At 51.8% G+C, this 14,642-nt stretch carries 11 protein-coding genes; 5 read left to right on the top strand and 6 right to left on the bottom strand.

Translation table 11 applies throughout. The annotated features are described in order from the left end of the window. The first annotated feature begins 13 nt into the window (after positions 1-13). From YC6258_RS02680 to YC6258_RS02700, 5 genes are read left to right on the top strand one after another with little or no spacing between them, the layout of a single operon-like run. A complete protein-coding gene (locus YC6258_RS02680) occupies positions 14-1,324 on the top strand; it encodes a carbohydrate ABC transporter permease (RefSeq protein ID WP_044615680.1) in 1,311 nt (436 codons plus the stop codon). A gap of 14 nt (positions 1,325-1,338) precedes the next feature. Next, positions 1,339-2,154 (top strand): carbohydrate ABC transporter permease, encoded by an 816-nt coding sequence (locus YC6258_RS02685; RefSeq protein WP_044615681.1) that lies wholly within the window; start codon positions 1,339-1,341, stop codon positions 2,152-2,154. Next, on the top strand, positions 2,154-3,215 hold the full coding sequence (locus YC6258_RS02690) for an ABC transporter ATP-binding protein (protein WP_044615682.1): 1,062 nt from the start codon (positions 2,154-2,156) through the stop codon (positions 3,213-3,215). Before YC6258_RS02685 ends, YC6258_RS02690 begins: the two co-directional genes overlap by 1 nt. Further along, the gene (locus YC6258_RS26940) at positions 3,205-4,683 is read left to right on the top strand and encodes a glycerophosphodiester phosphodiesterase (protein ID WP_052830014.1); all 1,479 of its coding nucleotides are present in this window, start codon (positions 3,205-3,207) and stop codon (positions 4,681-4,683) included. The genes YC6258_RS02690 and YC6258_RS26940 overlap by 11 nt, the downstream gene beginning before the upstream one ends. After that, the gene (locus YC6258_RS02700) at positions 4,680-5,672 is read left to right on the top strand and encodes a LacI family DNA-binding transcriptional regulator (protein ID WP_169748921.1); all 993 of its coding nucleotides are present in this window, start codon (positions 4,680-4,682) and stop codon (positions 5,670-5,672) included. Before YC6258_RS26940 ends, YC6258_RS02700 begins: the two co-directional genes overlap by 4 nt. 7 nt (positions 5,673-5,679) lie before the next feature. Here YC6258_RS02700 and YC6258_RS26945 read toward each other — a convergent pair whose 3' ends face one another. The 6 genes from YC6258_RS26945 to YC6258_RS02730 form a co-directional block, all read right to left on the bottom strand. Beyond that, the gene (locus YC6258_RS26945) at positions 5,680-7,596 is read right to left on the bottom strand and encodes an SEL1-like repeat protein (RefSeq protein WP_052830015.1); all 1,917 of its coding nucleotides are present in this window, start codon (positions 7,594-7,596) and stop codon (positions 5,680-5,682) included. Positions 7,597-7,600: 4 nt separating this feature from the next. Continuing rightward, the gene (locus YC6258_RS02710; RefSeq protein WP_211264616.1) at positions 7,601-9,319 is read right to left on the bottom strand and encodes an Hsp70 family protein; all 1,719 of its coding nucleotides are present in this window, start codon (positions 9,317-9,319) and stop codon (positions 7,601-7,603) included. A 214-nt stretch (positions 9,320-9,533) separates the two neighbouring features. Continuing rightward, complete coding sequence (locus YC6258_RS02715) at positions 9,534-11,024, bottom strand: CoA-acylating methylmalonate-semialdehyde dehydrogenase (RefSeq protein WP_044619674.1); 1,491 nt, start codon at positions 11,022-11,024, stop codon at positions 9,534-9,536. 67 nt (positions 11,025-11,091) lie between these two features. Then, positions 11,092-12,423 carry an omega-aminotransferase AptA gene (gene aptA, locus YC6258_RS02720; protein ID WP_044615684.1) on the bottom strand — a complete coding sequence of 444 codons (1,332 nt, stop codon included), beginning with the start codon at positions 12,421-12,423 and terminating at the stop codon, positions 11,092-11,094. A gap of 267 nt (positions 12,424-12,690) precedes the next feature. Next, positions 12,691-13,590, bottom strand: coding sequence for a LysR family transcriptional regulator (locus tag YC6258_RS02725; protein ID WP_044615685.1), 900 nt, complete (start codon positions 13,588-13,590; stop codon positions 12,691-12,693). A 254-nt stretch (positions 13,591-13,844) separates the two neighbouring features. Then, entirely contained in the window at positions 13,845-14,606 is a 762-nt protein-coding gene (locus YC6258_RS02730; RefSeq protein WP_169748922.1) for a polysaccharide pyruvyl transferase family protein, read from the bottom strand. Positions 14,607-14,642 lie beyond the last annotated feature (36 nt).

Consider the following 14,642-nt stretch of genomic DNA (forward strand, 5'->3'; position numbering starts at 1 on the left):
CAGGTTTCTGAGTATGAATAAATCCACGTCTCTAGGGCCCTTCATGTTGTCGCCGGCCCTGCTGTTTGTGACATTATTTTTTCTGCTGCCGGTAGTCATGACGGCGGTATTTTCATTTACCACGATGAGTACGGCTACCGGGATTACCGGTGGACGCTATCAGATCAGCCCGGCGTCACTCAGAGTGCTGGCAGGGGATTATCAGCTGCCTGAACTGGCCAGACAGTTGGGTCAGCAACGCTATCATATCGACGATTCCGGCCTGAATATTCTGCGGGAAGAGCAGGAAAATACCGAGCTGGTTGATGAAATCCAGCAGAAGCTCTCGGGCCAGAGCTTCACTCAGCGGCGCGATCTTGAACGGGCGTTACGACAACTCAATCACCGTCCTCGCAATGTTCGAAAAATCAAAGAAATTGCCGAAGCTTTTCAGCATACCGTCGGCAGTGAACCTTTTGACAGTGCAGACGCCTTGCTCAAGGCCATTCAGGACAGCGGAGTAACCCTGACGGAATCAGAACAACAGGCGGTGATCAAAAGCAGTTATACCGGCTGGCACTGGAGTCTCGAAAACTATCGTCGCATGGTGTCTTTACCAGATACCGCAACTGCCTTGTTCAATACATTGATCTACGTGTTGTTCACGCTGATGCTGTTTAATCTGGGATTTGCACTGTGTCTGGCTCTGATGACCCATTATCTGCCGCCACGCAGCGGCGCGTTTTTTCGAGGCCTGTGGTTACTGCCGCGTATTTCTCCGCCGGTATTATATGTGTTGCTGTGGAAATGGGTGGCCTGGGATACCGGGTTTCTCTCTGCTTTGCTGGCCAACTTCGACGTTGCTCCTAGAAACTGGATGTTGAACTCTGCCACCAATGCCTGGGTGTTCATTATTCTGATCAACGGTTTTGTGGGCGCGTCCATGGGCATGCTGATTTTTTCCTCGGCCATCAAAGCGATTCCGCAAACCCAGTTTTGGGCCAGTGATGTTGATGGTGCCAGTCGCTGGCAACAGATCCGCTACATCATATTGCCACAGCTGCGCTGGCCGATCCTGTTCATCACCTGTTATCAGACGCTATCGTTACTGGCCTCGTTCGATCTGATTCTGCTGGCCACCGATGGTGGTCCAGGGGGAACAACGGAAGTCTGGTCTCTCAAGGCCTACCACACGGCGCTGAATAATTATGCCGGTAACCTGCAATATGGTTATGGCGCAGCTTTGGCGATGGTGCTGGTGGTGATGGGTCTGGTGCTGTCATTGTTGTATCTGCGGGTCTTTAAGTTCGACCGACTGGTCAGCAAACCACGTATTGAGATTTGACCGGAGGTATTGTCATGCGCTCTGCCAAACTGCCATTTGTCATTCTGAGTATCCTCAGCGTACCGCTGGCACTGATGTATCTGTATCTGCTGATCGACACGTTTACCATCAGTGAGCCAGGGTCGCTGATGCCCCGTGGTTTTACCCTGGAGCACTGGCGTTTTCTCTGGCAGGACCTGCCGGGGCGCGCCAATATCTGGCAGGTAACCCTGAACACGATCATATTTGCCACCATCACCACCACGCTGGTGTTGTTGTTATCGTCCAGCGCTGCCTACGCGCTGTCACGATTGAATATCCCCGGTCGTCGCATCCTGCTGGGCGGAGCAATGGTGTTACACGCTTTTCCCAGCGTGACGCTGTTGATCGCCATTTTTCTGATTCTGCAATATGTCGGTCTGTACGACACCATTGCCGGCGTGGTGATCATCAAAGCCTCTCTGGAACTGCCGCTGGGGATCTGGATTCTGAAAGGGTTTTACGACACGGTGCCCTGGGAGATCGAAATGGCAGCCATCCAGGATGGTGCCAGCCGTTTTTATACCTGGCGCAAAATTGTGTTGCCGCAAATTAAACCGGCGCTCGCCGCACTGGCGATTTTTTCATTTCTGGCCAGCTGGAGTGAATACATCCTGCCCCAGGTACTGGCACCCGGAAATCATGCGCAAGTGTTATCGGTGTATCTGGCCGGCCTGATCGCCGATGACAGTCATTTTGATATGGCGCTGTTCAAATCGGTCGGACTGTTTTATGTGCTGCCGGTCTTTGCATTGTTCCTGATTTTCCAAAAACAACTGATGAATATGTACGGTGGAGGTACCAAGGGCTGATGGGTATACAAATACGTAATTTTACCAAGAGATTCGGGCAGACCACCGTCATCGACAATATGAATCTGGACATTGAGAGTGGGGAAATGATCGCACTGCTCGGACCATCCGGCTGTGGTAAATCCACAACGTTGTTTGCCATCAGTGGGATCCACAAAATCGATGAGGGTCAGCTGCTGCTGGCGGGTGAGGATGTCACCGGCAAACCGCCTCAGCAACGTAACGTCGGGGTGATCTTTCAGTCTTATGCGCTCTACCCGCATATGACCGTGGAAGAGAACATCGGTTTTCCGCTGATGATCCGAAAGGAAGCCAAAGCTGACATTAAACGGAAGGTCCAGGAAATGACCGAACTGGTCGGCCTGAAAGGATTGCTTGGACGTAAACCGGCAGAACTGTCGGGTGGTCAGCAGCAGCGGGTATCTCTGGCGCGGGCCATGATCCGTCGTCCGGAGGTGCTGCTGCTGGATGAACCGCTGGCCAATCTCGACGCCAGACTGCGCATCACCATGCGGGCGGAAATCCGGCGAATCCAGCAGGAGACCGGCATTACCGCAGTACTGGTGACCCACGATCAGGTGGAAGCCATGAGCATGTGTGACCGCATTGCCATCATGCGTGATGGCAAAGTGCTGCAATATGATACGCCGGAGCAGATGTATCAGGTTCCGGCCAATGATTATGTGGCCGGATTTATGGGCAATCCGCCGACTTCGTTTCTGTCCGGCCACTTGGAGCACGGAACCTTCCGCAGTCTTGAAGCTGATGTTCAATTACCGTTACCGGTTTTGCACAGCTACAGTGATCAGCCGGTCAGGCTGGGTCTGCGACCTGAACATGTACGCCTGGAACCACAGAGTGCCAATACCGCCACGATCAGTTTTATCGAGAATCAGGGGCGGGAACTGCTGTATGACCTGACCCTGGCCGATGGCAGTGTCATCCGCACCATCCAGCCGGTCAACCTGCATTACGGTGTTGGTCAGAGTGTCCACTGGGATATCGATCCCCACCATATTCTGGTGTTCGATGAACAGGGAGATCTGATTCATGCCGGTTAAGCCATTATTGCTGGAGTTGCAGCAATCGTCCCGTCGCCAGCCATTGTGCATTGCCCATCGCGGTGCCAGTGCGCATCGTCTGGAAAATACCCTGGAGGCCTTTCAGCTGGCCGCCAGGATGAATGCTGACTTTTGGGAGCTTGATGTCTGGCGGTCGGCCGATGGTATCTGTGTGGTCAGCCATGACAATCATCTGCGACATGCAACCGGTCAGGATATCGGCATCGATGCCTTGAGTTATGAACAGTTGCAACAGTATCCACTGGCTAATGGGGAACAACTCCCAAGCCTGGCTGCGGTTATTGAGTTGGCAATACGCACAGACAGTGGCCTGTATATTGAGTTGAAAGATCCAGGCAGCGGACCGGAAGTGGTCCGGTTATTACAAACAGCACGCTTCGAAAAGGCCATCATTGCCGGTTTTGATGCCGATGCCATTGCCATGCTGGCGGATCAGGCCTGCCCGTATCCATTGGCGGTCATGGTCGCAGTCAGTGAAGATCCATTGATCAAAGCTGCCACCGCCCAGGCGGATATTGTGCATCTGTGCTGGGAAAAAGCAGATCGGCATCCCCATCAACGGGTCACTGAAACATTACTTCGTCAGGCGCAGGAGCAACAGCTGGCGGTGGTTTTATGGCATGAGGAGAGACCTGCGGAACTGGCGCATTTGTTAACGTTGCCGGTACTGGCCATCTGTACCAACAATCCGGAGTTAATGAATACTTACCAACCGGATCCCGCCAATGCGATTGCCATCTGTTGTCATCGTGGTGCCCATCGGATTGCGCCGGAAAATACCCTGCCAGCGGCTGAACTCGGGTTGTGCATGGGGGCGCAGGTCATTGAACTGGATCTGCATACCAGTCTGGACGGACAACTGATGGTCATTCACGACTCGACCCTGGACCGTACCACCAATCTAATGGGACCGGTGTCTGACTACACCGCCCGGCAGTTGGCAGAGTGTGATGCCGGAAGCTGGTTTCATCAGGATTATCAGTCTGCGGGCATACCCTTGTTCAGTGATTACCTGCATCTGATTCAGCGCTATCAGCGTCAGCTGTTTGTAGAACTCAAACAGGTTGATGTTGACCAGGTAATTTCTGAAGTAAGTAATCACTCACTTTTGGAAAGCTGTTTTTTCTGGAGTTTTAACAGTGATTATCTGGATCAGATTCAGCATCGTTACCCGCAGGCCCGGGTGATGCGCCGGCGTCAGGATTTTCCGGATCTGGAGACCCTGCTGGCCAGTGGGACGCCCGCAGTGGTCGAATATGACTACCGCATTGATGATCTGACAGAAATGGATCGATGCCGCGCCCGTGGGGCTCAGGTCATGATCCGTTTCTTTGCGGACCGCATTGAAGATGCCTTACCGGTGATCGAACTCAGGCCGGATCTGGTCAACCTGGATGACCCGTTTCTGTTTCAACGGGCCTATCAGCAATGGTTGAACCGCCAATGAGCCGGATCAAACGCGTCACTGCCCAGGATGTGGCGGAAGCCGCCGGTGTCTCGCGTGCGGCGGTGTCACGCACGTTATCCAACAACGGCTACGTCTCTCCGGCGGTCAGAGCCAGAGTGCAGGCGGCAGCGGATAAACTCGGATATCGGGTCAATTATCTGGCCCGGGGACTGAATCAGCAGCGTTCGGATATCGTCGGTGTGGTGGTGGCTGACATCGACAGCTCGTTCCGTGCCTGCCAGATACGGCATTTAACCGAGACTCTGCTGCAATATAATTATCGGCCGCTGTTAATCCCGACAGGCGAGAAGCGGGACTGTTCACAAGTCATCGACATGCTCATGCATTACAGCGTCTCCGGGGTCATCATCACCTCGGATACACCACCGGCAGAAATATACACCAACTGCATCGAGCATCAGGTACCGGTCATCCTGATCAACAAAGCCGATCAACATCCGAAAGTGGATCGGGTGTTGTGCGATAACGCCAAGGGTATGGAATTACTGCTGGACTACTACCAGCGCCATCATTGTCAGCGGTTGGTACTGGTCACGACTGCGGGTAATTCCTACAGCATTCGCGAGCGGGAACATCTGTTTAGCCGCCAGGTATCCATGCCGTATGAGGTGATTCGGGTGGCCAGGCATGACTATCAGGGCGGTGTGGAGGCCGGCCAAAAAGTGCTCGAACTGACCGGGCAGCCCGACGGCATCCTGTGTTTGAACGACTACCTGGCCATCGGTGTGATCGATGTTTTAAAAGCCTCACTGAGTAAGCAAGTACTCGCAAACATAAGGATCACCGGCTTTGATGACATGGCGCAGGCTGGTTGGTTGAATTACCAGCTGACCACCGTTCACCAGTCTTGTGAGAGCTTGGCTGCGACTGCGGTCAAGTTGCTGCAACGACGTATCAGCCATCCCCAGGCCACCGAAGTGGCCGAGGTGATTGATGTCATCCTGGTGGAACGGGATGGCGGTCAATAAACGCAGTTCAGGGAAATGCGGGCATATCGCGAATAGATACGAAATTAAGACGTTCCCGATAAGATTGATGGTTCTGATAGTGCATGAGACGTACTTGTATGAGAGCCAATTGAGCGGGGGAAACGTTTTCGGGAAGTAACTTGATCGCCTTCTGCTGATTCCGCACCGCATCTACAAACTGACCGGTACGTGCATAGGCGGCTGCCAGGGTATCGAAATATGCCCAGTTACGGCTTTGACCTTTCGACAGTATTCCGTGCATCAATTTAATGGCCAGGGTTCCATTGCTTATTCCTGCGGTGGATAGCACCGACAACTCCCAGGCAAACTGGTTGATGTCATTATCGCTGGCAGACGCTTGCAAACGGTTCAGCACTTCCTGCGGATACTGTTGTTGCCATTGCAGGCCATAGCCATGACGGAACAACTCTTCAAGCCAGAATGCATCCAGCGGGCGTTTTTCAGAATCAGGTATCCACGCCAGCAATTCTGCGGCCATTTCATAGTCAGGTTGCAGATTCCCGCCATCCAGATATTCAAGTGCCAGTTGCCGGCTGGCGACGACATTGTCCAGATCGACTGCCTGTTGCAGATACTGGTGGCCTTTTTCGACGTTCCGTTCGACCTTGTCACCGTACAGATACAGGATTCCCAATACCCGCAGCGCATCAGCATGATGCTGGGCGGCGGCTTGTTCCAGCATGGCAATGCTTGCGGCATCGTCCCGCCCGGTGTTACCTGGGTTGTCAGTGTTGTAGAGATCATACAGGGCGACCGCAAATAAAGACTGGGCATCGCCGTTTTCAGCAAGCGGTCTGAGCGCTTGCAGTTTTTGGTTCAGATGAGATTGAGAGATGAGTCTCTTAGCACCATCATCAGAGGCTATTGGCTTTGTCTCCTCAACGAGTGCCGTCTTTTCTTTAGGGGTTGTGTCTTCATCCTTGTTCATCGCGAATTTAAAAGAATAAAAGATAAGATGAGCGACAAACATAAATATGAGCCAGTACACGATCGCCTTTCTAGTGTCCTGCGACTCATTGTCTGGCTTCAAAGTCTGCTGCATCAGGATATTAATGTTGTTCACCGGAAGATCGGCAATCTGATACTCACGAAGACCTTGCTGCTGGAGATATTGGTGGACTTTTTTCGCCAGTTTTTGATGATCGTCTTGACGACAAAACTGTTTCAGTTGCTCAAACCGGTCCGGGTAAAACAATAACGCTTCCAGTTGCTGGTACTGCCTGAACTTTGCAGCAGAAAGTTTGTTGCTGAAATGATTGGTCACCTGCCGGCGGATCAAGTCATTGAGGTAAATTTTCGCGTACCGCTGGTAGCTCCAGTGATAGTCACTGTCTTCATGGAAATGATTGACCAGAATGTCGTGGGGATTGTTCAGGTCCATGCGCCAGTGAAAGGCTTTTTCCAGGAACCGGGTAAATTCAAAATCGTACCGTAATTGTTGTACCAGGCGCTCTAACAGCCGGCCTTCGAGTTCATAACGAATATCCAGTGCCTCAAAGTCTTCCTCTTTGAGTATCTGGCTGAGAAACTCAATGGCCTGTTGGCTGTCTACGTCCAACCGTTTGATAATGTCCGCCACCACCTGGTCAATGCGGGCCGACTCTGCATCAATGGCGAGTTGCCGGTCTGGTACCTCAGTGGCAGGCTCCAGGTAGTCGTGTACCGGTTGAGCCATTGGCTGCGCGGTCTGATCCGTATCATCCGGGTTCGGGGCATCCTCGTCCTCAACTTCGTCAACGACGAACTCGGCCATGGCCAGTGCCTGATCATACGCATCCCGCAACTGTTGAAAGGCTTCCGGCTTGTCTTCCGGGTGGTTGTCTTTTAACAGTCGGGAATAGGCGCGTTTGATATCGCGTTTATTATCGGTGGGGTCAATACCCAGTATCTGCCAACAGTTCATCGCCTTAAAACGTAAAATCGCCCTCAAACTGGTCCAGAATATCCGTCATCTGTTTGCGTGCGGCGATAATGGCTTTGGGGTCCTGGCTGTCCAGAACCGCATTAAAGTTTGCCAGTAAGTTGCCAATCTGTTGTCTGGCGTGGCCCAGATGTTCCCTGTAAAGCCGTTCTGCCCGGTTGATCAGAACCAGGTTCTCCTGTAACTCACGCGGATGAATTTTAATGGCTTCCAATGCTTTCAGCCGTTCGGCAATTTCTGCCTGTGTCAGCACACCAGGGTTGCCTTCGATGATTAGCTGATGGCTTTCCCGGGTGCTGACAACCGTGACGATCACCTCAAGTATTCCATTAATATCGTAGGTGAAACGAACGTCGACCTGCTCCTGACCGGCCTCAGCTTTGGGTACTTTGATGTCCATTTTGCCCAGGAAAATGTTATCGCTGACCGACGGGCTTTCTCCCTGGTAGATATTGATTTCAATGGACTTCTGAAAATTGCTGATGGTGGAAAAGCGATCCACCCGACTGACGGGAATATAATTGTTTCGCTCAATAATGGGCGAAAAGTATCCCCCTTTCTGGCTGTCGCCGTAAGCGACTTCGATGCCCAGGGTATATGGGCAGACATCTGTGAGTACGAGGTCGTCCAGCATGGCATCGCGCAGTTTTAATCCTGCCTGTATGCCGGCTCCCATCGCCACCACTTCGTCGGGGTCGACACCGGTGGCGGGAAAACGTTGGAACAGCCGGGTTGCCAGCTTTTTGATGCAGGGCATTCTGGTTGCACCGCCCACCAGAACAATGTCGTCTATATCCGACACCCGCAGTTTGGCGTCCCGCAGGGCTGTTTTGATCGGAAGCACCAGTCTGTCCAGCAGTGGTTCAACCACTTTTTCAAAGGTTTCTTCGGTTACCTGTAACCGGGTTGACCGGTCGCGCCAGACAATGGTCAGCTCACAGCTGCCGGACTGACAAATTTCCCGCTTGGCTTTTTCGGCCTGTATTTGCAGGTACTGCAAAAACTCGGGTGGCAACATTTTCTGGTTGAGATCGAGTTCCTTCAGATCGATCTGCTGGAGCACATGCTGAGCCAGCACCGATGTGAAGTCCGTTCCGCCGAGCTGGTTATCGCCAGCACTTGCGTGTACTTCCATCACGCCGTCAAACATTTCCAGAATGGAGACATCAAACGTACCGCCACCGAGATCGAATATCAGGTACCGGCTTTCGTTTTTCTGCTGATGTAATCCATATGCCATCGCCGCAGCGGTCGGCTCGTTGAGCAATCGTTCCACGCGAATACCGGCCAGTTCTCCGGCCACTTTAGTGGCTTTGCGCTGAGCATCGTTAAAGTAGGCAGGGACCGTGATAATCGCTTCTGTGACTTTATGGCCGAGATAACTTTCAGCATCCTGTAGCAGTGAACGGATGACGAACGCGGAGAGTTCTTCAGCCCGAAACGCACGCTTTCCGAGCTTTATCTCCTTATTGGTTCCCATTAAGCGCTTGAAATTGATAGCTGTGCGATCAGGATGAACCGTCAATCTCTCCTTGGCGGCCTGCCCGACGATAATCGTATCGTTGTCATCCAGACTGACGGCCGAAGGTGTCAGGTGATTTCCCAGGCTGTTGGCGATAATGTGGGCTTTGCCATCCTGCCAGACTGTGATGAGGCTGTTGGTGGTGCCAAGGTCTATTCCGCAGATTATGTTTTCCGTTGTCATACGACTGTCCCATGTAAAAAGCTGTCCTGTTTCGACGACGATTGCCACGGCTGCCGTCAAATATGCGTTGCGCGCTGATTGAGGAGGCGATGATAAATGCAGATATCCGAATCCGCCATAATTGCCACGTAAAGGGAAGCACAAAGGGTGAGAGGATGAGAATCAAAAACCGAGAGCTGAACGGGAGGACAGAGCCCTCCCGTTCAGGTTGCGCTCAGGACGGGAATGAAAACTGGGTTCCCTCGCGCACGCCGGCGGATGGCCAGCGCTGGGTGATGGTTTTCCGGCGGGTGTAAAAGCGCACGCCATCAGGACCATAGGCGCTCAGGTCACCGAACAATGAACGTTTCCAGCCACCAAAGCTGTGATAGGAGACCGGTACCGGCAGCGGTACGTTAATGCCTACCATGCCAACCAGAATGTTGTCACTGAAATAGCGTGCGGCTTCTCCATCCCGGGTAAAAATGCAGGTGCCATTGCCATATTCGTGGGCGTTGATCAGGTCCATGGCTTCCTGCATGCTATTCACACGAACCACCAACAGTACCGGGCCGAAAATTTCCTCCTGGTAGCAGACCATCTCTGCGGTGACCCGATCAATCAGGGTTCCACCGACAAAAAAGCCCTGTTCATATCCCGTGACTACGGGTTTACGACCATCAACCACTACCTCTGCGCCCTGCTGTTCAGCGCTGTCGATATAACCGACCACTTTTTGCTGATGGGCTTTGGTAATGACCGGGCCAAAATCGTTGTCTTTGTCGCTGAAAGCTCCAACTTTCAAAGCCGTCATCTGAGCTTTCATTTTGCTGACCAATGCGTCGGCAATCTCATCACCCACGGCAACTGCGACTGATAAGGCCATGCAGCGCTCGCCGGAAGAACCGAACGCGGCACCGGTCAAGGCATTAACGGCGTTATCCAGATCAGCGTCCGGCATAATGATGGCGTGGTTTTTGGCGCCCCCCAGTGCCTGACAACGTTTGCCATTGGCGCTGGCGCGGCCGTAAATATATTCCGCTATGGGTGTCGAACCCACAAAACTGACGGCCTGAACGCGAGGATCATCCAGCAGGGTATCCACTGCTTCCTTGTCACCATTGACCACGTTCAGTACTCCTTCCGGCAGTCCGGCTTCCTGTAGCAACTGGGCAATAAACAGCGTTGAGCCTGGATCGCGTTCGGATGGTTTGAGCACGAAAGTATTCCCACAGGCAATGGCAATCGGGTACATCCACAGTGGCACCATGGCCGGGAAGTTGAACGGTGTAATGCCGGCAACCACGCCCAAGGGTTGGAATTCACTCCAGGAATCGATGGCCGGGCCGACATTTTTACTGTGTTCGCCTTTCAGCAGTTCTGGCACCCCGCAGGCATATTCGACATTCTCAATACCACGTTGCAGTTCTCCCATGGCATCGTGGATGATTTTGCCGTGTTCTTCGCCGATCAGTCGGCAAATGTCATCCGCGTGTTGTTCGAGCAGGGCCCGAAAACGATACATCACTCGCGCGCGTTTGGCCGGAGGGGTGTTTCGCCAGGCCGGATAGGCCGCCTGAGCCGCAGCGATGGCCTGTTCGACGGTGGCCTTATTGGCGAGTAATACCTGTTTTGAGGGGGTGCCAGTGGATGGGTTATAAACATCCTGGTGGCGCTCACCGGTGGTGACGATTGAACCGCCGATGAGATGACCGATGGTTTGCATATTGAACCTCTTCAGCAAAACAAAAAAATCCAGCCTTACCGGCCGGATAAAAAAGGTAATGGGTAAATCAGCCCACTTCGTTAATGGCTTCGCCAACTGCATTGATCAGGCGATCAATTTCCTCGGCCTCGACGATAAAAGGCAGCCCGAACTGCAGGGTGTCGCCGCCATAGCGGACATAAAAACCTTTCTGCCAGCACTTCATGGCAATTTCATAAGGCCGTAGTGCCGGTTCTCCAGGATAAGGTTCGATCTGCAGGGCACCGGCCAGACCGTAATTACGAATATCAAGGATATAGCGCGTGCCTTTGAGACTGTGCAGGGCGTTTTCGAATACCGGGCTCATTTCCCGGACCCGCCCAATCAGATTGTCGTGTTTGAGTACATCGAGGGATGCCAGAGCTGCAGCACAGGCCACCGGATGACCGGAGTATGTGTAACCGTGCGGCATTTCGATCATGTAATCAGCGCCGCCCTGATCCATAAAGGTCTGATAAATATCGGACTTGACGATCACCGCGCCCATGGGCACTGCGCCATTGGTAAGCTGTTTGGCAACGTTCATGATATCCGGTACGACACCGAATTCCTCTGCCCCGGTATAGGATCCCATCCGGCCAAACCCGGTGATGACTTCATCAAAAATAAGCAGGATGTCGTGCTGGTCGCAGATTTCCCGTAGTCGTTGCAGATACCCTTTTGGCGGCGGAATCACACCGGCAGAACCCGCCAACGGTTCAACGATCACGGCGGCGATATTGGAGGCATCGTGGAGCGCGATCAGTTCCAACAGCTCTTCCGCTTTATCGGCTCCGGTTTCCGGCATGCCACGGGTGAATGCATTTTCCTTCAATAAGGTGTGCGGCAGATGATCCGCATCGATACCGGTGCCAAAGATGGTGCGGTTACCACCGATACCACCACAACTCATGCCACCGAAGTTCACACCGTGATATCCCTTGGCCCGGCCAATCAGTTTGGTCTTACTGGGTTTGCCTTTTTTACGCCAGTAGGCACGGGCAATTTTGAGTGAGGTTTCGGCGCTTTCTGATCCCGAACCGGTATAAAAAACATGATCCAGTCCAGCCGGTGTCAGTTCAGTTATGCGGGCTGCCAGTTCAAACGCCTTGGGATGGCCGTATTGAAATGCGGGTGAATAATCCAGCTGTTTGATCTGGTTGGCGACCGCTTCGGATATTTCCGGACGGCAATGACCGGCACCACAGGTCCACAGACCTGACAGCGCATCGAACACACGACGGCCGTCGGCATCCGTGAGATAACTGCCGGCAGCGCTGACAATGATTCTGGGATCGGCTTTGAACTGCCGGTTTGAGGAGTAGGGCATCCAGTAGGCATCGAGCTGTTTCTGAGTCAGCCCGGCAAAAGAATTAGACATGATTTTACCCGCTATTAGACAAACATTTGGACACTATCGACTTGGCATGCAAACAGATCTTCGTGGTCCACTTGGATGTCACCCATTAACATCTGCGGGATTCTAAAAAAATCTCCTGACGTTAAACGGCTAAGTCCATGGCGATACCTCCATGATCATCTGGAAACCGGCAGTCTGCATTGCCAGGTTACTAGATTGAACGGGTCTTTAGGTGATTTAAATACAAACTTTATAAACTTCAGGTAAGTATTTGCTTATCTATGAGATTTATAGAAACCGCTGCAGGGTTTCCACGATCAGGTTAGTCCGTTGTCCTTTGCGGGTAGCCGTTGCCAGTCGCGATTCAAAAAACAACTGCTGTGGCAGCAATGCCTTCATTTGGCCTTTGTCGACCCAGTTGGCGGCATAGTGATCCGGTAAAAAACCGATATAACTGCCCGTCAGGATCATAAACGCAATCCCTTCACGATCAGATGCCGTGGCGGTGCAATTGAGCAGCTGATGCAGGTTGACCACATCGCTGTTCATGCGATCACTCGGAGCCACCGCATCAACAGACTTCAATTGCCCGACATCGAGGCTTTCGGCAGGTCCGAAAAAAAGATGTTCATGACTGCAATAGAGGCTTGAGCGCTCGGTGTACAAGACATTGTATTCCAGTCCCGATAACGGCAAATCCAGAGGGATCACACCAATATGCAGCCGGCCATCAAACAACCGCCGTTCAATTTCACCCGGTGTACTCATACTGATGTTGATGCGTACTTCGTCGCTCTGCTCGCGCAGTTTTTTGAGCGCGTGTGTGATACGCATATACGGCAGTGTTACCAGATTATTGACGATGCCGATATTGAGTTCACCTTTCAGCTGACGATTGATCTGATTGACCTCACTGCGAAAGTTTTCGACCGCCGTCAATAACACCTCACTGGCCCTGAGCACCTCGCGACCTTCGTCCGTCAGAGCAAAACCAGCCCGACCCCGCTGGCACAGGCGCATGCCCAGACGTTTCTCAAGATCGGCCATTTGCAGACTGACCGCCGAACGGGTGATTCCCAGAACACTTTCCGCCGCAGAAAAACTGCCGCACTCCACAACGGTCTTAAACAAACGCAACAAACGCAGATCATAATCACTGACCTGACTGAGTGGATTCTTCGGTTTCATGGGTGAGTCTTTGGAAAACCAACATTATTTAGTTGTGTAGAAGCTTATCTGATTCGGGTCAAGATGGAAGGGGCAGCAAAAGAGGGTGCGTGTAACGGTTAAACCAAACGACAGACGCTGGAATCTGTCGGAATGACCTTAAGCGAAGCTTGGTATGCGATTAAATATCAACGTGTTATTACCCCTCAATCGGTGATTGTGCATTTAACTCATGCTTTTTTCTTTCACTGATATTAGAAAGGGAAAGCAGAATCTCAAAAAGAATCTTGATCATGTACCTCTGAACGAAAAGGACACACCTGTTCCAGTAACTCAAGATCGATATTCATATCTTTGAGAGTACATGCATTGACCAAACTGTCTATTGTGCTATCTGAATCAATGAATACCGGTATCTCATCTGGCATTTTGATAGAGCGATAATAATCAGAAAACTTGAAATCGCCACCATACAACTTTCCATTAAAAACCAGTCTTCTGGATGGAATATTGTAGGCATCCGCTACTATTAATCCGTGTAATGAGCTGGATACGATATTTTCGCAACGCTGTATGGTTTCCAAGACATTTTTGAAACCATCTCTCAAGCTGATAATCTTGATATCGTCGTTTTCTGTCAGTTGCGGTGGAAACGGAAATCCAGCGTGGTCATTGTGAGGGATAATCCCAAGTTTATAGCGTTTTTTCTGTTCATTTGGAAAAAATCTGGGTAACAATAATGCTGGATCTCCATATATTTCCGGACACGCTATTCCCTGCAGTTTTAGTGCAGCTCGTGTGAGAGGTCCTCTGACGGCATGAATGTGCCGTGGGGATTCTTTTAGCTTTGAGTGCTCACTGATTAGTCCGCTTCCCCAAACCTGAGTATGTGAGTTGGCATGCTGCAGAATGCTACCGATAACCATATATTCATTAGTTAATGAATGGTTATCATCATTCAAATATTTGTTTCGCATATCAATATCAATGAGTCTGGCCCTTATACCAAATTTGGTCACCAATACAGGATTAATCAAATCCCCCCAGTTCCGAATACGATAATAAACCAGGTT

Origin of the sequence: Gynuella sunshinyii YC6258 (genome assembly GCF_000940805.1) — a bacterium.
GTDB classification, from domain to species: Bacteria; Pseudomonadota; Gammaproteobacteria; order Pseudomonadales; family Natronospirillaceae; genus Gynuella; species Gynuella sunshinyii.